Origin of the sequence: Clostridium sp., from assembly GCF_051650885.1 — a bacterium.
In the GTDB taxonomy this organism is placed as follows: Bacteria; Bacillota; Clostridia; order Clostridiales; family Clostridiaceae; genus Clostridium.
The window spans coordinates 12690-35162 of sequence record NZ_JBOFRG010000241.1; the positions used below are offsets into that span (position 1 = coordinate 12690).

General features: G+C 28.3%; 12 protein-coding genes and 1 tRNA gene. 11 read left to right on the forward strand and 2 right to left on the reverse strand.

Annotated features, from left to right (window positions below; all coding sequences use genetic code 11):
* Positions 1-15: 15 nt before the first annotated feature.
* From addB to ACRC28_RS11465, 7 genes are all read left to right on the forward strand, one after another.
* Positions 16-3468 carry a helicase-exonuclease AddAB subunit AddB gene (addB, locus tag ACRC28_RS11435; RefSeq protein ID WP_438543573.1) on the forward strand — a complete coding sequence of 1151 codons (3453 nt, stop codon included), beginning with the start codon at positions 16-18 and terminating at the stop codon, positions 3466-3468.
* Complete coding sequence (addA, locus tag ACRC28_RS11440) at positions 3449-7141, forward strand: helicase-exonuclease AddAB subunit AddA (RefSeq protein ID WP_438543574.1); 3693 nt, start codon at positions 3449-3451, stop codon at positions 7139-7141. The genes addB and addA overlap by 20 nt, the downstream gene beginning before the upstream one ends.
* A gap of 97 nt (positions 7142-7238) precedes the next feature.
* On the forward strand, positions 7239-7661 hold the full coding sequence (locus ACRC28_RS11445) for a GtrA family protein (RefSeq protein WP_438543575.1): 423 nt from the start codon (positions 7239-7241) through the stop codon (positions 7659-7661).
* Positions 7648-8595: a glycosyltransferase family 2 protein gene (locus ACRC28_RS11450; protein WP_438543576.1), complete on the forward strand. Its 948-nt coding sequence runs from the start codon at positions 7648-7650 to the stop codon at positions 8593-8595. The genes ACRC28_RS11445 and ACRC28_RS11450 overlap by 14 nt, the downstream gene beginning before the upstream one ends.
* A gap of 38 nt (positions 8596-8633) precedes the next feature.
* Positions 8634-10154: a DUF6056 family protein gene (locus ACRC28_RS11455; protein WP_438543577.1), complete on the forward strand. Its 1521-nt coding sequence runs from the start codon at positions 8634-8636 to the stop codon at positions 10152-10154.
* 211 nt (positions 10155-10365) lie between these two features.
* Positions 10366-12924, forward strand: coding sequence for a YfhO family protein (locus tag ACRC28_RS11460; RefSeq protein WP_438543578.1), 2559 nt, complete (start codon positions 10366-10368; stop codon positions 12922-12924).
* A 249-nt stretch (positions 12925-13173) separates the two neighbouring features.
* Complete coding sequence (locus tag ACRC28_RS11465) at positions 13174-15396, forward strand: SH3 domain-containing protein (protein ID WP_438543579.1); 2223 nt, start codon at positions 13174-13176, stop codon at positions 15394-15396.
* A gap of 186 nt (positions 15397-15582) precedes the next feature.
* Here ACRC28_RS11465 and ACRC28_RS11470 read toward each other — a convergent pair whose 3' ends face one another.
* Both ACRC28_RS11470 and ACRC28_RS11475 read right to left on the reverse strand, forming a co-directional pair.
* The gene (locus tag ACRC28_RS11470; protein ID WP_438543580.1) at positions 15583-16872 is read right to left on the reverse strand and encodes a CCA tRNA nucleotidyltransferase; all 1290 of its coding nucleotides are present in this window, start codon (positions 16870-16872) and stop codon (positions 15583-15585) included.
* Between the two features lie 68 nt (positions 16873-16940).
* Positions 16941-17696: a hypothetical protein gene (locus tag ACRC28_RS11475; protein WP_438543581.1), complete on the reverse strand. Its 756-nt coding sequence runs from the start codon at positions 17694-17696 to the stop codon at positions 16941-16943.
* Between the two features lie 140 nt (positions 17697-17836).
* On the opposite strand from ACRC28_RS11475, the gene ACRC28_RS11480 reads away from it, so the two are divergent.
* From ACRC28_RS11480 to ACRC28_RS11495, 4 genes are all read left to right on the forward strand, one after another.
* A complete protein-coding gene (locus tag ACRC28_RS11480) occupies positions 17837-18673 on the forward strand; it encodes a DUF1189 domain-containing protein (protein WP_438543582.1) in 837 nt (278 codons plus the stop codon).
* Positions 18674-18872: 199 nt separating this feature from the next.
* Positions 18873-18947: transfer RNA gene (locus ACRC28_RS11485), tRNA-Arg, on the forward strand.
* A 143-nt stretch (positions 18948-19090) separates the two neighbouring features.
* Positions 19091-20140, forward strand: a complete 1050-nt coding sequence (locus ACRC28_RS11490; RefSeq protein WP_438543583.1) for a glycosyltransferase family 2 protein — start codon at positions 19091-19093, stop codon at positions 20138-20140.
* Between the two features lie 17 nt (positions 20141-20157).
* Complete coding sequence (locus ACRC28_RS11495) at positions 20158-22455, forward strand: bifunctional glycosyltransferase/CDP-glycerol:glycerophosphate glycerophosphotransferase (protein ID WP_438543584.1); 2298 nt, start codon at positions 20158-20160, stop codon at positions 22453-22455.
* The last annotated feature ends 18 nt before the right edge of the window (positions 22456-22473 follow it).

Here is a 22473-nt window from a genome sequence, read left to right on the forward strand (position 1 = left end):
AAAAGGAGTTTTTTTATGGGAATTAGATTTGTTTATGGAAGAGCAGGAAGTGGAAAGAGTACTTTTTGTCTTAATCAAATAAAAGAAAAGATAAAAAATAATGAAAATAATAAATTAATAGTTATAGTACCAGAACAGTATACCTTCCAACGTGAGAAGGATTTACTAAGCTTAGCTGGAGAAAAGGCATTGCTTAGAGCAGAGGTTTTAAGCTTTAAGAGAATGGGAAACAGAGTCTTTGATGAATGTGGTGGAAGAGTTCACAAGATTATTAAAGATGAAGGAAAGAATATGCTTATTTATAAATTGCTTCAGGAAAAGGGGGAAGAGCTATCTTACTTTAATCGTATATCTAAGAAGCAAGGTTTTGTTGATATTATATCTAAAACTATAACAGAGTTTAAAAAATATAATATTTCCAAGGAAATATTGTTAGATAGTGTAGAAAAGGTTGAAGAAAAAGATTTAAAAGATAAGTTAATTGATTTAGCTAATATTTTTGATGAATATAATAATAGAATTGAGAAAAAGGTTATTGATGGTGATGATGAGTTAACTATATTAGCTAAGAAGCTTAAAGAGTGTAACTTATACGAAGGTGCAGAAATTTGGATTGATGAGTTTACTACATTTACGCCACAACAGTTAGAGATAATAAGGGAACTGTCTAAGAAGGCTAAGGAGATAAACATAACCTTATGTAGTGAAAATACAGGTAATAAGGGTGAGGATATAACTGATATTTTTAATGCTATAAAAAGCACTGAAAATAGAGTTGTAAAAATGATGGAAGAGAATAATATAGGCTATTTAGAACCAGTAGATTTAAATAAAGGTGTTCCGTATAGATTTAGAGATTCAAAGGAACTTGCACATTTAGAAAGGCATTTTTTCACATATCCATTTAAAATTTATAATGAAAATTTAAATGGTATAAGAATGTATAGAGCTAACAACACTTATGATGAAATTGATACTATAGCTAAGGATATTGTTTCATTAGTTAGAGATAAGAATTTAAGATATAAGGATATAGCTGTTATATGTAGAAATATAAATGATTATGAAAAGATTGTATCTGTTATTTTTGAGCAATATAATATTCCATATTTTTTAGATAAGAAGATACAAGTTTTAAGCAATCCAGCAGTAATACTTATAATGTCAGCTTTGGAGATTTCAATTACAAATTGGTCTTATGAAAGTGTATTTAAATATTTAAAAAGTGGGCTTATAAATATTGATAGAGAGTTTGTTGATAAGCTTGAAAATTATGTTTTAGCAAATGGAATAAAGGGATATAAGTGGACTACAGAAGAAGTTAATGATGGATTTTTTGATGAAATTAAAGAAATCTCAAATGAAGAACTTGAAATAAAAGAGGCTATGGAGTACGTAAGAGAGCCTTTAATAACTTTCCATAATAAAATAAAGGGAAAGAAAAAGGTTATAGATATTTGTACAGCTATTTATGAATTCTTAGTAGAGTTACAGATATTTAATAAGATAGAGGGATGGATTAAAAGCTTTGAGGAATTAGGTCTTGAGGGAAAAGTTAAAGAATATGAGCAAGTTCCAGAGATTATTATGGAGATACTAGACCAGGCTGTTGAAGTAATGGGAGAAGATAAGATATCCATAAAGGATTTTTATAAGGTTATTAATTCAGGATTTGAAAGCAAGGAAATTGGTGTAATACCAGTTGCATTAGACCAAGTTAATATTGGAGATATAGCAAGGGTTAAAGGGCGTGAAGTTAAATCGCTATATATTGTAGGGGTAAATGATGGAGTATTACCATCAGCATCAAAAGAAGAGGGAATAATTTCAGATAGAGATAGAGATACCCTTAAAGGAATTGATGTAGATTTAGCATCAACAACAAAGGCAAGGGCTTTTGAAGAACAATATATGGTTTATACAGCACTTACTATTGCAAGTGAAAGAATGATGATTACTTACCCTATGGCAGATTTTGAAGGAAAGTCATTAAGAGCTTCAATAATTGTACCAAGATTAAAGAGGGTATTAAGTAAATTGAAAGAAGAAAGTGAAATAATTGAATCTCTAGATAAAGAGTATAAAAAAATAACAACACCAATATCTACATTTAATGAACTTGTATTAGCACTTAGAAAACAAGCAGACGATATAGAAATTGAGGAATACTGGGCAGAAGTCTATAAATGGTTTACAACTAGAGAAGCATTCAATGATAAAGCTAGAAGTATATTTGATGGTATAAATTATACAAACTTAGAAAACGAGGTTTCAAGAGAGAAGCTTATTCCACTTTATGAAAATAAATTTGGTGAGCTTAGGTTTAATGTATCTAGATTAGAGCAGTATGCAGGATGTCCATTCTCTTATTTTGTTAAGTATGGACTAAAGGCAAGAGATAGAAAAATATATGAGTTTTCTGCACCGGATTTAGGTAGTTTCATGCATGAGATATTAGATAATTTTACGAACAAAGTGAGACGTGAAGAGATTTCATGGGCAGAGTTAAATAGAGATAAATGTAGAAAAATTGTAGATGAATTAGTTAATGTTAAATTACAAGAGGATAGAAATTCAATTTTAAATAGTAGTAATAGGTATAAATATTTTACAGGTAGATTTAAAAGAGTAATTACAAAATCAATTTCAGTTATTGCAGAGCAAATAAAACGTGGTGAATTTGAGGTATTTAGTAATGAGTTTTCTTTTGGAGAGAATGGTAAGGGTTCACCAATTAAATTAGATTTACCAACAGGAGAAAATATTTATTTAACAGGAAGAATAGATAGAATAGATAGTTTAAATATTGATGGAATGACCTACCTAAGAGTTGTTGATTATAAGTCTAGTGCTAAGAAGTTTGATTTAGCAGAGCTTTTTGCAGGAATTCAAATGCAGTTATTAGTTTATATAGATGCTTTAATTAGAAATTCTAAATACATTTTAGATGGAAATGCTATGCCAGGGGCAATTCTTTATTTCAAGATAGATGACCCAATTTTAAAAGGTGAGGATATTTTAGATGAAGAAAAGCTTAAGGATGAGATATTAAAGTCATTAAAAATGGAAGGATTACTATTAAAGGATGCAAAGGTAGTAAAGGCTATGGATAATGAGATGGACACATATTCACTTATTATTCCAGCAAGATTTAAGAAGGATGGAAATTTTGATAGCAAAAGTTCAGTTGCAACAGAAGAAGAGTTTGACCTTTTAAGGGAATATGTGAATGTGAAAATGACAGAACTTTGTACAGAAATGCTTAGTGGGGATATTAAAATAGAGCCTATAAAGTATGATAAAAAGGATAACTGCACTTATTGTGATTATTCATCTATATGCCAGTTTGATACAAGTATAAAGGATAATAATTATAAAATTGTATTTAAGAAAAGTAGTGATGAAATTTGGAATAAGATAAGAAAATGCGTAAAGGGAGAGTGTGAAGATGGGGCAGAAATGGACTAATGAGCAGTTAGATGCAATAAAAACAAGAAAAGTAAATTTACTTGTGGCAGCTGCAGCAGGTTCAGGAAAAACAGCTGTTTTAGTTGAGAGAATAATAAGGATAGTAACTGATGAAGAAAATCCAGTGGATGTAGATAGACTTCTTGTAGTTACATTCACTAAAGCAGCAGCAGCTGAAATGAGAGAAAGAATAGCAAGTGCTATAACTAAAAGATTAGAAGAAAGACCAGATTCTAAAAATCTTCAAAAACAACTTACTCTTTTAAGTAGAGCAAATATAACAACAATGCATTCATTTTGTTTAGATGTTATAAAAAATAATTTTCATACAATAGACTTAGACCCTTCATTTAGAATTTCTGATGAAACAGAGGGAACGCTTTTAAAAAATGAAATAATAGAGGAGCTTTTTGAAGACTTATATGATGAAGGAAGTGAAGAGTTTTTAAATTTAGTAGAAGTATTTTCAAACAGTAAAAATGATGATGCTTTAAAAGATGTTGTAAAAGAATTATATAGATTTTCAATGAGTGGACCAAATCCAAGAAAGTGGCTTTACGAAAAGGCAGAGGAATTTAGCTTTAAAGATGGATTTGATGGAACTGAATGGATTAATATTATAAAAAGAGAGATACAGACAGAAACAGAAGGTTTTATAAATCTTTATGGAAAAGCTATAAGGATTTTAGAAGAAGAGGAAGGCTTTGAAGCTTATTTACCTATTTTTCTTCAAGACTTAGATAATTTGGTGAATTTAAGAGAGTCTTTAAGTGGAAGCTTAGAAAATATAAGTAGAAATCTTTTAGGCTTTAAGTTTGATAAGTTAAAGGCTGTTCGTGGTGTTGATGCAGGGGTTAAAGAATTTGTTCAAAAGATAAGAAAAGATTGCAAGAAGAAAATTGATGGGATGATTAAAAATCCATCCTTTAGTGATATAGAAGGTTCTTTAGATATAGTTAAAAAATGCTATCCTTTTATGAAGGAATTATCAAGAGTTACTATTGAGTTTGCAGATAGATTTAGTGAAAGAAAAAAAGAAAAGAATATGCTAGATTTTAATGATTTAGAGCATTTATGTCTAAAGATTTTAGAGCAAGGTGGTGAGCCTACACAGGTTGCCTTAAACTTTAAGGAGTTTTTTGATGAGGTATTAGTTGATGAGTATCAGGATTCTAACAGAGTTCAAGAGGCTATAATTGATTTAGTATCAAGAAAAAATAGTGATAATCCAAATGTTTTCATGGTAGGAGATGTAAAGCAAAGTATATATAGATTCAGACAAGCAAAACCAGAGTTGTTTTTAGAAAAGTATAATACTTATTCTAAAAAAGAAGGTGGAAAAGATAGAGTTATTCAATTATATAAAAACTTCAGAAGTAGAGAAGAAGTTATAGAAGGAGTAAACTTTATCTTTAAAAAGCTTATGTCAGAAACTGTAGGAGAGCTTGAATATACTGAAAAAGAAGGCTTAAACTTAGGTGCAAGCTTTGCAGAGCCAGAGGAAGATATGATAGTTGGTGGCTGTGTAGAAGTGAATATTTTAGATAAATCTAAAAAAGAAGATATTGAAGAGGCAAATGGTGAAGAAGAGGAAGATATAGAGTCTATAAACTTAGAGGCTAGAATTGCATCTAAAAGAATTAAGGAACTAGTATCTGAAGATTCTAAGTTTAGAGTATGGGATAAAGATTTAAATGAAGGAAAAGGTGGATACAGAAAGGTTAAGTATAAGGATATAGTAATTCTTTTAAGAGCCACTAAAAATTGGTCAGATACATTTATTGATGAATTTGGAGCTGAAGGGATTCCAGCTTATGCAGATACAGGTTCAGGATATTTTGAATCAATAGAAGTTAGAACAATAATGTCTTTATTAAAAATTATTGATAATCCTATGCAAGATGTTCCTGTTATAGCTGTTTTAAGGTCGCCTATATTTGGGTTTAAAGCAGAAGATTTAACTGACATAAGAATTGTAGATAAAGAAAAGTATTTTTATGAAAATATTTTAAATATAGCAAATGACGAAAAAGAGGCATCTGAAGAATTAAAAGAAAGATGCAAATTATTTATTCAAAGATTGAATATGTGGAGAGAGAAGGTTATCTACACTCCTATTGATGAGTTTATTTGGTATCTTTATATGGATACAGCCTACTATGGTTACGTTGGAGCTATGCCAAATGGAACACTTAGACAGGCAAATTTAAAAATTCTTTTCCAAAGAGCAAAGATATATGAAGAAACTAGCTTTAAAGGATTATTTAATTTTATAAACTTTATAAATAAGCTTAGAAAATCTTCTGGGGATATGGAGAGTGCTAAAATCCTTGGAGAAAATGAAGATGTAGTTAGAATAATGAGTATTCATAAAAGTAAGGGGCTTGAGTTTCCGGTTGTATTTTTAGCGGGAGCAGGTAAAAACTTTAATTTAATGGATATGAATAAGACTATGCTATATCATGATGTTTTAGGCTATGGACCAAGTTATGTAGATTTAGAAAAAAGATTAAAATATTCAACTCTTCCAAAGGAAGCTATAAAGAAGAAGTTTAAATTAGAAACTTTATCAGAAGAGATGAGAATTCTTTATGTTGCATTTACAAGAGCAAAAGAAAAGCTAATTGTAATAGGAAGTGTGAATGATATAAACAAGAAGGCAAAAGAATGGAGTAATGCAGCAGCTATGGAAAGTGGAATTATTTTAGCATCAGAAGTTGCAAAAGGAAAATCATATATAGACTGGATCTGTATGGCACTTTGCCAACATGAAGATGGAAAAGAGATAATTGAACTTGGAAATGGGGATAATGGTGTAATAGATGAAGAATTATCCACATGGGATGTGAAAGTTTGGAGTAAAAATGACTTTATTGTGGATAAGAAAAATGAGGATGTGGATAAAAAAGAAGAAAAGAAACTGTTTATAAATTCTGATAATATTGTTGTGGATAAAGAAATTGAAAGAAGACTTGGATTTAAATATGAATATGACCAATTAACAACTATGAAAAGTAATTTCTCTGTTTCAGATTTAAAAAAGAAAAATTATGAAGAATTAGAGGAAGATTATAAAGGAAATAGTTTATTTAAAGAAGAGCTAATTATAAAGCCAAGATTTCTTCAAGAAGAGAAAGGGCTATCAGGAGCAGAAAGAGGTACAGCAATTCACTTTGTTATGCAAAAGATTGATTATGAAAGAATAAATACAATTGAAGAAATAAAAGTACAATTGAAAGAAATGCTTGAAGGGGAGCTTATAACAAAAGAAGAGTTTGAAGTAGTAAATCCTTTTAAAATAAAATCATTTTTTAATAGTAATATTGGAAAGAGAGCAATGAAGGCATACAGAGGTGGAAATTTATTTAGACGTGAATTCCCATTTTTCACAGAAATAGATGTTGATTGTATAAAAGAAGAATTACATGGTAAGGATTATGATGAAAAGGTAAGATTACAAGGTGTAATTGATTTATTTTTTGAAGAAGATGGGGAAATAATATTAGTAGATTACAAAACAGATTTTATTCAAGATGATGCTGAAAAAGAAATGTTTGATAAATATAATATTCAATTAGAGTATTATAAAGAAGCCTTAGAAAAGATAACTGAAAAGAGAGTTAGGGAAAAAGTGTTATTTCTTTTCTTTAATGAAAATGAAATTATTATATAAAATTGAAAATAATTATATAAATGTTATAATGTAAATTGTGATTTTAACTAAAATTGCAATTTACATTTGTATATAACTCTATTTCAAGGAGGAGAACATGATTAACGAGATAAAAAAATATAAAGAGCAGATACTTTATATAATATTTGGTGGAGCAACAACTGTTATAAATCTTGGTGTGTACTATATTATGACAAGATATCTAAATATGGAATTTGTTTTAAGTAATGTAGTTGCATGGATTGTATCAGTAATATTTGCATTTATTACTAATAAAATATTTGTTTTTAATAGTAGAAAATTGCATTTAGGTACAATAGTAAAAGAATGTATTCAATTTTTTTCATCAAGAGCTTTTACAGGTGGATTAGACATAGTATTGCTTTGGATAATGGTTGATTATATGCATTTAGAAGACATGATAAGTAAGGTAGTAATAGGAGTTCTAATTGTTATCTTAAATTATGTAATAAGTAAACTATATGTATTTAAGGAGGCTGAAAAAGTTGAAAGAAGCTAAGGAAAAAATATCAGTAATAGTTCCTTGTTATAATGAAGAAGAATCAATTCCTTTATTTTATGAGGAGATAATTAAATTAGCAGAAGATATGAGTTATGTTGATTTTGAATTTATCTTTATAAATGATGGTTCAAAGGATAAAAGTATCCTAGAGATGAGAAGATTAAGTGAACTAGACAATAGAGTAAGATATGTTTCATTTTCAAGAAACTTTGGAAAAGAAGCTGCAATGTATGCAGGACTTCAAAATAGCATAGGAGATTATGCTGTAATAATTGATGTTGACCTTCAACATCCACCAAGACTAATAAAAGAAATGTATGAAAGAATACAAAATGAAGGTTGTGACTGTGTTGCAACAAAAAGAAGAAATAGAGATGGTGAGCCTAAAATAAGATCATTCTTCTCAAGAAATTTCTATAAATTAATAAATAAGATATCAGATACAACAATATCTGAAGGGGCAACTGACTATAGACTTATGAAAAGAAAAATGGTCAATGCAATATTAGACATAACAGAATACAATAGATTTTCAAAAGGAATCTTTGAGTGGGTTGGATTTGATACAAAATGGATAGCTATAGATAATGAAGAAAGAAAAGTAGGAACAACTACATGGTCTTTCTGGAGTCTTTTAAGATATTCTATGGAAGGATTTTTAGCATATTCGACAAAACCATTATTAATATCATCATTACTTGGAATATTATTATGTATTCTTGCAGTAATATATGCAATATACATAGCAGTAAAAGCATGTGTAATAGGAGATATAGGAACAGGTTGGCCAACGATAGTATGTTTAGTTTTATTCTTATCAGGAATTCAATTATTCTGTATAGGAATACTAGGTCAATATCTTGCTAAAACATATTTAGAAACAAAGAAAAGACCAATTTATATAGTAAAAGAAACAGAAAAAGAAGATTAAGTTTATAATAATAAAAAAATAGAGAAAGGTTTAAATAAATGGATAATTTAAAGAAAAGAAAACTTTTATTTAGTATAGGATTTTTTGGTTTATTATTTGCTTTAATTTATATATTTCCGTATTCAGGAGATGATTGGGCGTGGGGAAGTTCAATGGGACTTGATAGACTGCACATATGGTTTGCAGACTACAATGGAAGATATTTAGGAAATCTTCTAGTATTAGCTTTAACAAGGTCATTAATATTAAAAACAGTAGTAATAACAGGTGTTTTATTTGGATTAGTGTATTTAACAGATAAATATACAAATACACATAAAAAGAACAATTTAATATACTATGTAGGAGCATTATTAATACTAGCACTACCAAGAGCGATGATGATGCAAAGTGTTGTATGGACAGCTGGTTTTTCAAATTATGTGCCACCAATATTTTTAATATTAGTATATCTTGTAGTGGTAAATAATATTTTTAAAAGTGAAAAATTAACATATTCAAAAATTCTTATAATTCCAATTTTTATATTGGGAATATGTGCATCATTATTTATGGAGCATGTAACTATATATAGTGTTGTATTAGCAATAGCAGTTATAATATATACTTTTATAAAATTCAAAAAAGTATATGCAGTACATGTATCTTATTTCTTAGGTGCATTATTGGGGGCTATAATTATGTTCTCAAATGGAGCATATAGAATAATAGCAACAACCGATAGTCCAGAGGCCTATAGAACAATGGCAAAATCAACAAATATAGGGACTACAATTTATAACGCAGTAACAGGAGCTATTTATCAGCAATTATCATTCAATAATGTATTGATAAATACATTACTAACAATATTATTAATTGTGATAATGTACAAATATAGAAAAAGACATAATAGATTTATAGTAGCAAGCAATGTTATAGGATTTATATTAGTTTTATATACAATGTTTACTGTAATACAGGCTTTAAATCCAAACTGGCAAATACTTTTAAAAAATACAGCGCCTTTTGAAGCAGGCTGTGCAATAGTATTTTATATTACATTGATAGTTGGAACGGCAATATTTATCGAAGAAAAGGGCAAGAAGGCTAAAACTTTATTCTTAGTATTAAGTTTAGGTGTATTAACAGGGCCATTATTCTTCGTTACACCAATAGGTCCAAGATGCTTCTTCCCAATGTATGTTATATACATGCTTATAATCGGATGTTATATTGATGAAATTGATATTAGCTTCGAGGCTGGAAGTGCATTAGGAAAAGTAACTATTGTTGCAATAATAGGATGTTTCATATATCTATGGTCAGTATATGGATATATAGGAATGGTTAGTAGTGAAAGAGCTAGTAGTATTGAACAGGGATTACAACATAATGCAACTGAAATTGTTATTCCTGAATTACCATATGATGCAAATTGTAATTATGTATGGGTAGCAAATCCAAAATCATTTTGGCTACAGAGGTTTAAGTTATTTTACAACATACCTGAATCCACAAAGGTAAAGCTTGTACCATATCCGGTGTGGGCGACAACTTATAAAAATAAAAATCTCTAGCAAATAAAAATAAAAATCTCTAGCAAACTTCTATTTTGCTAGAGATTTTTTTATTTATACACTTACACAATAAAAAATTCCAAATAAATTTTGCTCATAGTATTCCAAAAATTGGATTAAGTAATTCAATTCATATGTTTCAATCAAATAAATAGTATGATATACTATTTAAGTTACAAATGAGGAAATTCAAGGAAAGAGAGAATGATTAATGATTAAAGAAAAAAGGAATAAAGTAGTTACGTATAGTCTGGCATTTTTAATTCCGATAATAATTTTATTATGTGGATATTATTTTACAGGGATATTTCCATTTGGTGATAAAAGTATTTTGTACAGAGATTTAAAAGGTCAATATGTAAGTTATTTTAGTCAGTTAAGAAATGGAATTTTAGGAAATGGAAGTTTATTGTATTCATTTGATAAAGGTCTTGGCGGTAATATGATAGGGATAATTTCTTATTATCTTATGAGTCCATTTAATTTATTAATTTTATTTGCACCACTTAAAAATTTAATGGATGTAATTCTAGTTATAACTGTACTAAAAATAGGAACATGTGGATTTACATTTATGTATTTTTTAAATTATAAATTTAAAAAGATAAAAAAATCTTCATTAATTTTTACTACAGCATATGCACTTATGGGATTTAATATAATTTATCAAAGCAATATAATGTGGCTTGATGCAGTATATTTGGTCCCATTGGTTATAGTAGGTATAGAAAAGATAATAGAAGGAGAAAGCAAGAAGTTTTATGTTATAACTCTTGCTTTAGCGATAATAACAGAGTTTTATACTGGGTTTATGGTTTGTATTTTTTCAGTATTATATTATTTATACAGAATGTTTATAAAAATGTATTCAGAGAAGTTGAAGAAAAAGTTTTTTGTAAAAACTAGTATAAAGTTTATTGTATGTTCGATAATTTCAGGATTATTAAGTTTATTTATAATTTTACCAACAATTTTTCAACTTCAAGGAGGAAAATCAAAGTTTGCATTTTTTACAACTCCCCTTGGAGTGAATTTTAAATTAGGAACTCTTGTTAGTAAGTTATTTATAAATAATATACAGGATAAAAATATATTAGGAGGACTTCCAAGTATTTATGTGGGGGTATTAACTTTATTTTTTATAGGAATATACTTTTTGTCTAAAAATGTTAAAATTCATAAAAAGATTGCAACTATAGTTATGTTTGCAGTATTTATAGTGAGTTTTTATATAAATAAGTTGGATTATATATGGCAAGGTTTTAATGCACCAACAGGATTTAATTTTAGATACACGTTTTTATTCGGATTTTTTGCAATATATATAGGATATATAGGGTATAAAAATATAAAGGAAATAAGTAGGCCTAAGATAATTATAATATTTGTAGTTATTAGTGCTATGTTATTGTCATTTTATAATAAAAATATGAGTTTATTTGCAAATCATGCAATGAAAATAAATATGAGTTTTATAGCAATATATACTATCTGCATTTTATTAATTTCATATGGAAAGAAGGAAAAAATTGTAGTGGCTATTATGGCTATAATATTTTTTGTAGAACTTGGAATAAATGGATTTTTGACATTTTCTAATCTTCCATATGCGCCAAGAAAAGTCGTTAGATATTATCAACAAACTGTAGGTGGGGTAACGAACTATATACAAAAAGAAGACCCATCATTTTATAGATTAGATAAGAATTTTTCATTTACGATTAATGATACAATGCTTTTAAATTACAGAGGAATAAGTGAGTTTAGTTCTATGTATAAGGATTCTTTAAGAAATTTTATTAATGGATTTGGATTTATAAATAATGGATATTGGATGTTTTATGGAGATGGATCAACAATAACAGCAAACTCATTATTAAATTTAAAATATTTAATATCAAAAGAAAAAACAAATATTCCAGGATATCAATATATTTATAGTAAGAATAACTTAAATATATACGAGAATAAATATTATCTAAATGCTGGATTTATGGTAAATAAAGATATTTTAAATTTAGAATTTAAAGCAAATGATAATCCTTTTGAAACACAAGATAGAGTTTTAAATGCAATGATTGGAAATAATTTTGAAAAGTGTTATTATCCAATAAATGATTATTCTGTAAAGCTTGAAAACTTAAAAGAAATATCAACTAATAGTCAAAATACAGTATATAAAAAAATAGATGGAAACAAAGGGGCATACTGTGAAATAAGTTTTATAGCACCAATAGATGCACCTATATATTATTTTTCACAAGATGCATCAACAATAACAGCTAACGGAAAGCGTGTTGGAGGGTATTCAATATATAATTATAAAACTTTAAATTTAGGTCAGTTTAAAAAAGGGCAAGAAGTTAAAATTAAAATAAATGCTGAAAGAGAAAATTTCACATTAGGGAAAAATGCCTTAAATTATATAAATTTAAACAATTATGAAAAAGACTACCAAAAAATAAAAGCGGAACAGTTAAATATAACAAAATTTACAAATCGAACAATTACAGCTAATATCGATGTGAAGACGGATAATGGAGTTCTTTATACAACAATTCCATATGATAGTGGATGGAAATTGTATGTGAATGGGAAATCATATAAATATGAAAAAGTATTAGGAGCTATGATTGGAATTAAGCTACCTAAAGGTAGTTATAACCTAGAATTAAAATTTGTACCTAAAGGTTTGGTTTTAGGTATGGGAATATCAAGTATTGTGGGATTAGCATGCATTATTTATGCTATAAAAAAGAAAAAAAGATAATATTTTTAAATTAGACTATAATTTAAATCAAGAATAATTTAAAAGGTGATTTCTGTATTAGACAGAGGTCATCTTTTTTTATTTCTAATTTTTAAAAATGTAAATAAACAGTTAATAAAATCATTAAAGGTAAAAAATATAGAATTTATTTACTCTTAATATAGTGAAAAGAAATTACTGCAGTATTTTCAAGAAACTTATAAAATTTTAATAACAATTAGGAGGAGATTTTATTATGATAAAATTAGGATGTATAAAAAATTTACTGATTTAAGTACTCAACCTTCATGGAATGGACTTAATGAGAAGGAAAACTTAAATAGTGGAACAACTATTCAGATAATAGTAATGCAAAATGGATGGTGTGAATTTAATTATGATGGAGGGTCAGGAGAATCTACTGAAACAAGATGGGTGCCAAGTACAATCGTTGAGATAATGGGAGAGACTCCAAGTCAAGGGATTATTGAAAACTCGACAACAGGAACAGCAGTTCAATCTGGGGCATCATGGGATAATACAACATATCTTGGTATGTTAAAAAATGGAGACTATGTTAGTATTTTAGATGTAGTTAACGGATGGTATAAAATTAATTTTAATGGAAAGCCGGGATATATCCCAGTATACAGAGTAAATATTCAACAACTAGGATGTATAAAACAATTCACTGATTTAAGTACTCAACCTTCATGGAATGGACTTAATGAGAAAGAAAATTTAAATAGTGGAACAACTATTCAGATAATAGGAATGCAAAATGGATGGTATGAATTTAATTATGATGGAGGGTCAGGAGAAGCTAGTGAAACAAGATGGGTGCCAAGTTCAATAGTTGAGTTAACAGGAGGAATTCCAAGTCAAGGGATTATTGAATATTTAGCAACAGGGACATCGGTTCAATCAGGAGCTTCATGGAGTGATGCAACGTATCTTGGTATGTTAAACAATGGAGATTATGTTAATATTCTAGGTGTAGTTAATGGCTGGTATAAAATTAATTTTAATGGAAAGCTAGGATATATCCCGGTATATAGAGTAAATATTCAACAACTAGGATGTATAAAACAATTTACTGATTTAAGTACTCAACCTTCATGGAATGGGCTTAATGAGAAAGAAAATTTAAATAGTGGAACAACTATTCAGATAATAGGAATGCAAAATGGATGGTATGAATTTAATTATGATGGAGGATCAGGAGAATCTATAGAAACAAGATGGGTGCCAAGTTCAATAGTTGAGTTAACAGGAGGAATTCCAAGTCAAGGGATTATTGAATATTTAGCAACAGGGACATCAGTTCAATCAGAAGCTTCGTGGAGTAATGCAACGTATCTTGGTATGTTAAATAATGGAGACTACGTTAATATTCTGGGTGTAGTTAATGGCTGGTATAAAATTAATTTTAATGGAAAGCCAGGATATATCCCAGTATATAGAGTAAATATTCAACAACTAGGATGTATAAAACAATTTACTGATTTAAGTACTCAAGCTTCATGGAATGGGCTTAATGAGAAGGAAAACTTAAATAGTGGAATAACTATTCAGATAATAGGAATGAAAAATGGTTGGTATGAATTTAATTATGATGGAGGCTCAGGAGAAGCCACTGAAACAAGATGGGTACCAAGTTCAGTAGTTAAATTAATCTCTGAAATTCCTAGTCAAGGGACTATTGAATATTCAACAATAGGAACAGCAGTTCAATCAGGTCCATCATGGAAAAACACAACTTATCTTGGAACTGTAAGCAATGGTACTAATGTTAGTATAGTAGCAATGGTTAATGGATGGTATGAAATTAGCTATGATGAGACTAAAGGCTATATTCCTGTATATAGAGTATGTCCTTTATTAAGTAATTCAAGTTCAACTTCTGGTGTTGCCGGCGTTCATGCAAGTGCAAATTTAATTTACTTTATGAAAGGGCAAGAAGGATTTGCACCTAGTAGATATTTTGATATTGGTGGAACTTTAACAGATGGCTATGGAATGACAGGAAATGAACTTGACGGAGTACCTTCCGTTATAAGTGAAGCAGATGCAACAACATTATTAACACACCATGTAAATTCTGCTTATTATAATGAAGTTTTAAATATAATTAAAACTAACGGAGCTACATCTCCTCTTCAAAGAGAAGTAGATGCATTTACAGACTTTGCATATAATGAAGGTGTAGGGAGTTTTGAATCTTCGACATTATTAAAGAAATATTTAGCTGGTGTAAGAGGGGACGAACTTAAATATTATTTTAGAGAATGGGATAAGGTTAAGAGAAATGGACAATTTATTCCAAATTCTGGATTAGAAACGAGAAGAATGCTTGAATGGAATATATTCTGTGGCAACGATGTTTCTATTCCAGGATATAACTGTAGTCCAAGTATAGAAATTGTAAATTCTAGCGATCGATCAATTGGAACTGTAACTGTTAATAATGGCTATGGGGCTAATCCTTATTAAATTTTTCAAGAGTGTGAGAATAGAAAAAGTATAGGTACTTAGAATAATATAAAGTATTATATAGAAGTATAGTATGATAAAATTTTTATGATTATATCTAATTTATGGATATAAAATAATTTTGACTAGTATTAAAAAGCGATTCGTATTAGAATCGCTTTTTGTATAAAGAATATTATTTGCATATTATAGACGAGGAATTAAATTAAGTAAGAGTTCCTTTTTATTCAACTCAGGTTGTTTTAATACAATATCTAATAGTTGACTTAGGAGAATACCTATTTCTTTACCGGGCTTAATTTTAAGCTCGTAGATTAAATCGTTACCTGTTAAATCAAGATCTTTGACAGATAAAGGCTCATTAGAATTTAAGATATATAAGGCTAATTCTTTAGTTTTGTTTATTTTATGAATGTTTAGATTAAAGTCAACCAAAGAATGTATATAAGATTCTTGTAAGTAAAATAAATTCATTATATTATCTACACCAACTCTATTAATAAGTTGTTTAACCTCATAAGAGGATGGGGTTTCTAAAATACTGATATATTCTTTAATTAAGATTAAAGTATCTTTTATGGTTTTATTATCAAATCTAAGACGAGTTAATATTTTTTCACATAAGGAAATATTTTTTTTGTGATACATATAAAAATGCTCAATCCTATTATCAATGGAGAAACAATTAGGAATTCCTATATTATAAAGTAAAGCAGCTAATCGGACAGGGAAAATATTTGGAGTATTGTCCAATATAGAAAGATTGTGATTAAAGTCTATACAATCTTTAAATTCTGGAATTATGGTTAAAAGTAAGCCAGAATTTAAAAGAAGTTCAATTCCGAATTTAGGATTATCAGAGGATAGCATTTTACTAAGTTCATCTCTAATTCTTTCATAGCTAATATTAGAAATAAGAGCACTATTCTTCGTTATACTATCAAATGTATTTTCTTCAATAGAGAAGTTTAATTGGGATGAAAATCTAATTGCACGTAGCATTCTAAGAGCATCCTCGTTAAAACGAGTATTACTATCCCCAACAGAACGAATTATTTTATTTTTTAAATCTTCTTGACCGTTAAAAAAGTCTAGTAAGCCTTCTTTATGATTGTATGCAAAAGAGTTAATAGTGAAATCACGTCTTGATAAATCTTCTTTAATATTCTTTACAAAATTAACTGATTCAGGACAGCGGTTATTAAGATATGTTGATTCAGTTCTATAGGTAGTTACTTCGAAGCCTTCATTTTCAAGGACTACCGTAACAGTACCATGTTGAAGCCCAGTTGGGATAGTTTTCTCAAAAAGTTGTATAGTTTCTTCAGGTAGTGCTGAAGTGGCTATATCATAATCTTTAGGTATTAAACCTAATAGTGAATCACGAATACATCCACCAACTATAAAAGCTTCAAAGCCATTATTATAAAAAGTATCTATTATAAATTGAACATTACTCGGTATTTCAATTTTCATTTAAAAATCCTCCTAAAAAAATCCTTGTATCATAATTATACTATGATACAAGGATAGTAGTGTAAAAATTATCTAACTCCATCACGAAGTTTAATATATTCATCACGCTCAACTCTTAAAGTGTTTATTTTAGATAAGATTGCTTTATCGTTGTCTAAAAGGTTAAGGTTAGCTTCTAATAAATCGATAGCTTTTGTATAGAATTTATCAGCTACTAATTTATCAACTTCAGTCATTAGAGTTTTTGTGTATTCAGTTTTACATTTAGACGTATAAGCCATAGCTGTGCTATAACCTTCATGATTTGATGGAATAGAGTTAAAGATAACTAAGGCTTCTTTAAAATTCCCTTTTTGGAATTCTGAGATACCACGCGTTACTTCACTGTTTGTTTCTGAAACATTTTTAGATAAAACGCTAATTGTGTCATCAATTTCAGAATCTAAAAGCATATATCTGTTGATTTCATTGATAATAACTAAAGCATCATCACTTGATATTTCCCCAGAACTAAGTTTTTTAGTTATACCATCAAGTTTCTCTTTAAAATAAAGAGATAAATCATCATCAAGCTTTATGGATTTTAAAACATTCATATTTCCTTTAGTTAACACTAAGTTGTTTGCGGTGCTATAGTGAGCACTTTCAAAATAAGATTTAAAATCAGTAACTAAAGACTTATATGATAATGCCGTAAAGCTAACGAAAATTCCAATAATTAAAACTGCAGACAATGAAATAATTAGGAATTTTAAGTTTAAAATTTCTTTTTTCTGAGGAGCTTTATCCTCAGGATGTTTTATGTTTTCATTAATTTCTTTCAAAAAAATCACCTCTATCTTAATCTTTAACAAAAAATGTAAAAAATAAACATTCGGATTTAATATTTTAATTAAGTGTGATAAGATATTTCTTGATGGTTAAAATAAAATTATAGATTTTTAATATTAAGGGAGGTAACAAGATGAGGGATAGTTTTTTTGTAAAATTTAAAAATTGCTTACATAGATTAGATAAATTTCCTAGATATATAGATCAAGGAGTAGGAAAAGCTATTAAATATGGATTTTTAATAAGTCTTATATTTGGTGGAATAATAGGAATATATAATTGTGTTTTATCTAACGGATATATAAACAAAGGGGTTCAAGAACTTAATAATCCTAAATATGCATTCGCAGTAAAAGATAATACTTTAGATATGAAAGCAGAGCCGATTAAAATAGATCAAAATGGAAGTATGATTTACGTTAATGATAATAAGACATTAAGTGAAGCAAATGGAATTTTAGATAGTAATCCAGGAAATGTAGCAAGTGTTCTTATTCTTAAAGATGGCGTATTAGTTAATGGTGGTGGTGTAGAAACCAATGCAACATATAGCCAAATAAGTTCACAAATATTCAACTCACAAGAAATAAACAATAAAACAGTAGGTGAAAAAATACAAAGTATGAAAAAATATTATTTTGTATTCCAGTTTGTTTATAATGTATTAGAAAAATTTATAAACCTAGTAATAGATAGTTTATTTATTTCAGTGATTGGACTTATAGCATCAATGCTATTTGGAATGCTAGTTAAGCCATCTGCTTTATATAGTCTAGCTATATATGCAGCAACTGTGCCATTTTTAATATCATTACCAATAAGCATAATTTTCCCAGAGGTAAATATGCAAATGCCACTTCTTATTGCAACAGCAATTTATGTTGTAATTATATTGAAGTCAATTAAAAATGATTTAGTTAAAAGAAAAGAAGGTTCAAATAAAAACGATAAAACTAGTAAATTTTTATAAAAGAGAAAGCTTTGATGTATGGAAACTTACATTAAAGCTTTCTTTTAAATTAAATCAGATTTAGGAGTATGAGATTTGGGAGATATGTCAAAACTTAAGGTAGATGATGAATTTTCAATAATTTTAGGGAAATATATCTTTTAAAAAATTTGCACAAAAGCTTTTAGTGTGATAATATAATTGTGTTAAAGATATATATGGAGCGTTAGTTAAATGGATATAACATACCGCTACGGACGGTATATTATGGGTTCGATTCCTATACGCTCTACCATAGACTTATTGAATTTCAAAAACATCACTGTTTTTGAAATTTTTTTTATGGAATAAAACTAGTAATTTTGATAAAATATAGTAGTTTGTAGTAAAATGTTAAGTGAAACTTAAAAAGTACATAAAACAAGGAGGAAAAGTTTAGTGGACATATATAAGTTGAGTGTCATAATTCCTGTATACAATGTTAAGTCATATATTATAGAAACATTGGAATCACTGTATAATCAAACATTAAAAGAGTTTGAGCTAATATTGATAGATGATGGTTCAACAGATGGAACTTATGAAATTCTTAAAGAATATGAAAAGAAATATGAAAATATAAAATTAATTAAACAAGAAAACTCCGGACCCAGTATAGCAAGAAATAAAGGATTAAAAATAGCAACAGGTGAGTACATAGTGTTCGTGGATTCTGATGACTTACTTCCAGAAGATTCATTAGAATATAGATACAATATAGCAAAAGAAAAAGATTCAGATGTAGTGATTTGTGGAACGGCAAAAACTGATGATGGTGAAACAATGAAGCCCATTCAAAGGCATATGTTTGAAGAGGGATATAGAGAACTTGGAAAAGATTCAGATATTTTATGGGCATTAGGACCTTGTAATAAGATATTTAAAAAAGAAATTTTAAAGGATTTATATTTTCCAGAAAATATAAATTATGCAGAAGACCAAGTATTTATGATACATGCATTTTTAAATGCAAAAAAAATCTATGCAACGCCAAAAGTAGTTTATTACTACAGAATGAGAAATACGCCAGGGGAGTCTTTAACACAACAAGTTGACACAAATTCAGCGAACGTATTAAAACAAGTTTGTGAAGTATGGAAAATTTCTGTTAATTTAATAAATGAAAAAGTAAAAGATAAAGATATAGCTTATAATATAAAGGGAAATTATTTTTATAGATTAATGATTATAGATATATGGCCACCGCTTAACAAAGTATTTAAAAGTGGAGATAAAAAGGCAGAAGTGAAGAGTCTTGAAAGCTTAAATGAACTTATGAAATATGTATCAGATAAAGAGCTAGAAAAGATAGGAAAGCTTAAGCAAATCCCATTTAAAAAAATAATAAAAAATGATGAGCTTACAGATGTTCAAAAAATAAAAAAAATAAGACACATTATGTTTATATATAAATGCATCATTAAGTTTAGACAAATAACAAGAATATAAAAAGCGGGAGATAAAATATGTGTAAGATAAGTGTAATAATGCCAGTCTACAACGTAGAAGGATACCTGAGAGAAACTATAGAATCACTTGAGAATCAAACAATGAAGGATTTTGAAGTAATATTTATAGATGATGGTTCAACAGATTCAAGTAAAGAAATTTTAGAGGCATGTTCGAAAAAACATGAGAATTTCAGACTTGTATGTCAAGAAAATAGTGGGCCAAGCAGAGCAAGAAATAAAGGAATAAAGCTTGCTAAAGGGGAATATATAGCTTTTATGGACTCGGATGATATAATTCCTAAAGATTCATTAGAAGTTAGATATAAGCTAGCAACAGAACATGATGCTGAAGTTGTTGTATGTGGAACATATATGTATGATGGGAAAAAGAAATGGCCTATACAAAGTCACTTCTTAGAAGGTGAAAAAAACTTAAGAAATAGTTATGAGCTTTTATGGACACTTGGACCATGTAACAAACTATTTAAGACATCTTTAATAAGAGATAGTGAGTTTCCAGAAGATATAAAATATGCAGAAGATCAAGTATTTGTAATAGATGCATATTTAAGAGCAAATAAGGTATATACTTCAAAATATTTGGCATACTTTTATAGAGTAAGGCCTGAAGAGGATAAAACATCTCTTACAAGCTTAGTACAAAATAATTCAAGTTATGTAATTGAGCAAGTTACAAAAGTATGGGTAACTTTGAATAAAATTATAGAAAAAAACTGTACAAATTTTTATACAGCAGAAGCTTTAAAACAAGAGTACTTAGGAAGACTAGTGAGCGTTGATATATGGCCACCATTTATGGCAGCAATGGTAACTAGGGATGAAAAAATCCAATTAAAAGTTTTAGAAAGTATGTTAGAGCTTATAGATAACATAGATGATTATGTATTTAATAACTTAAGAAAGTTAAGATGGATAGTTATACAAGGGGTTATAAATAAATTCTTATTCTTAACACCAAAGGCAAGAAAAAAATCTGTAGAATTAATTGTAAAAGCTTATGAAAAGTTTGATAGTAACAGTAAAAATATTTTAAAGGTTGAAAATGAGTTCTTAAATCCTTATGTAAAGAAAGTAGTAAAACATAAGAGTTATAAATATATCATTTTCTACTTAGTTAGAAGAAAAATATCAAGAATACCAGGTAAGCTTGGGCGTATTTGGAAAAAGGTATACAACAAAATTAAAAATAGAACAGGTCAGATTATATTCAATATAGCTAAAATACTTCCTATAAAAAACAATAAGGTTGTACTTGCAAGTAATAAGACTAGTGAGCTTTCAGGAAATTTAAAATTTATATGTGATGAACTTGAAAAAAGAGGAAAGTATGACATAAGAATTTTTATGAATAGACCTGATAGAGGAATATTAGAATCTCTAAGTTTATATACAAACATGGCAAGAGCGAAATATATTGTTTTAGATGACTATTATAGACAACAATATGGTTTAAAGTTTAAAAATAAAGTAGAAGTTGTTCAAGTATGGCATGCATGTGGTGCATTTAAAAAGTTTGCATTTAGTGCTGTTGGAAAAGGGGATGGAAATCCACTTTGGTTTGAAAAGAGAGCCCATGCTTCATATACAAAAGTTATCACAAGCTCAAAGGATGTTATTCCACAGTTTGCAGAAGCTTTTAATGTTCCGAAAGAAAATGTATTACCACTTGGAGTACCAAGAACTGATATTTTATTAGATGAAGATTATAGAGTCTTCAGAAAAAGAAACTTTGAAAGTCAGTACCCTAAATTAAAAGGAAAGAAAATAATAACCTATGCACCAACTTTTAGAGGAAATGCTAGAGAGAGACAAAGTTTTAAAGTTGAACTTAATGCAACTCAGATATTAAGAGGTGTTGGAGAAGATTATGTTATAGTATTTAAGCTTCATCCAAGTGTAAAAAATGGATTTAATATAAATACTATTCCAAAAGACTTAAAAGATAGGGTAATAAATATGGATAGTTCAGCGGATATAAATGATGTAATAATGATATCAGACATTGTAATATCAGATTATTCATCAGTAGTATTTGAAGCTGCCTTATTAAATAAAAAAATGATAATGTATGCATATGATAAGGAAGAATACTTAGGAGAAAGAGATTTTTACTTTGATTATGATGAATTTGTTCCAGGTCCAATAGCTAGAAAGAATGAAGATATTATATCAATAATCAATAATGATGATTTTGATATGGAAAAAGTTAAAGAATTTAAAGAAAAATTCTGTGATAGCTGTGACGGAAAATCTAGTGAAAGATTTGTTAATAGTATTTTTAATGAAAAGTAACTGAAGATAGGTGATAAA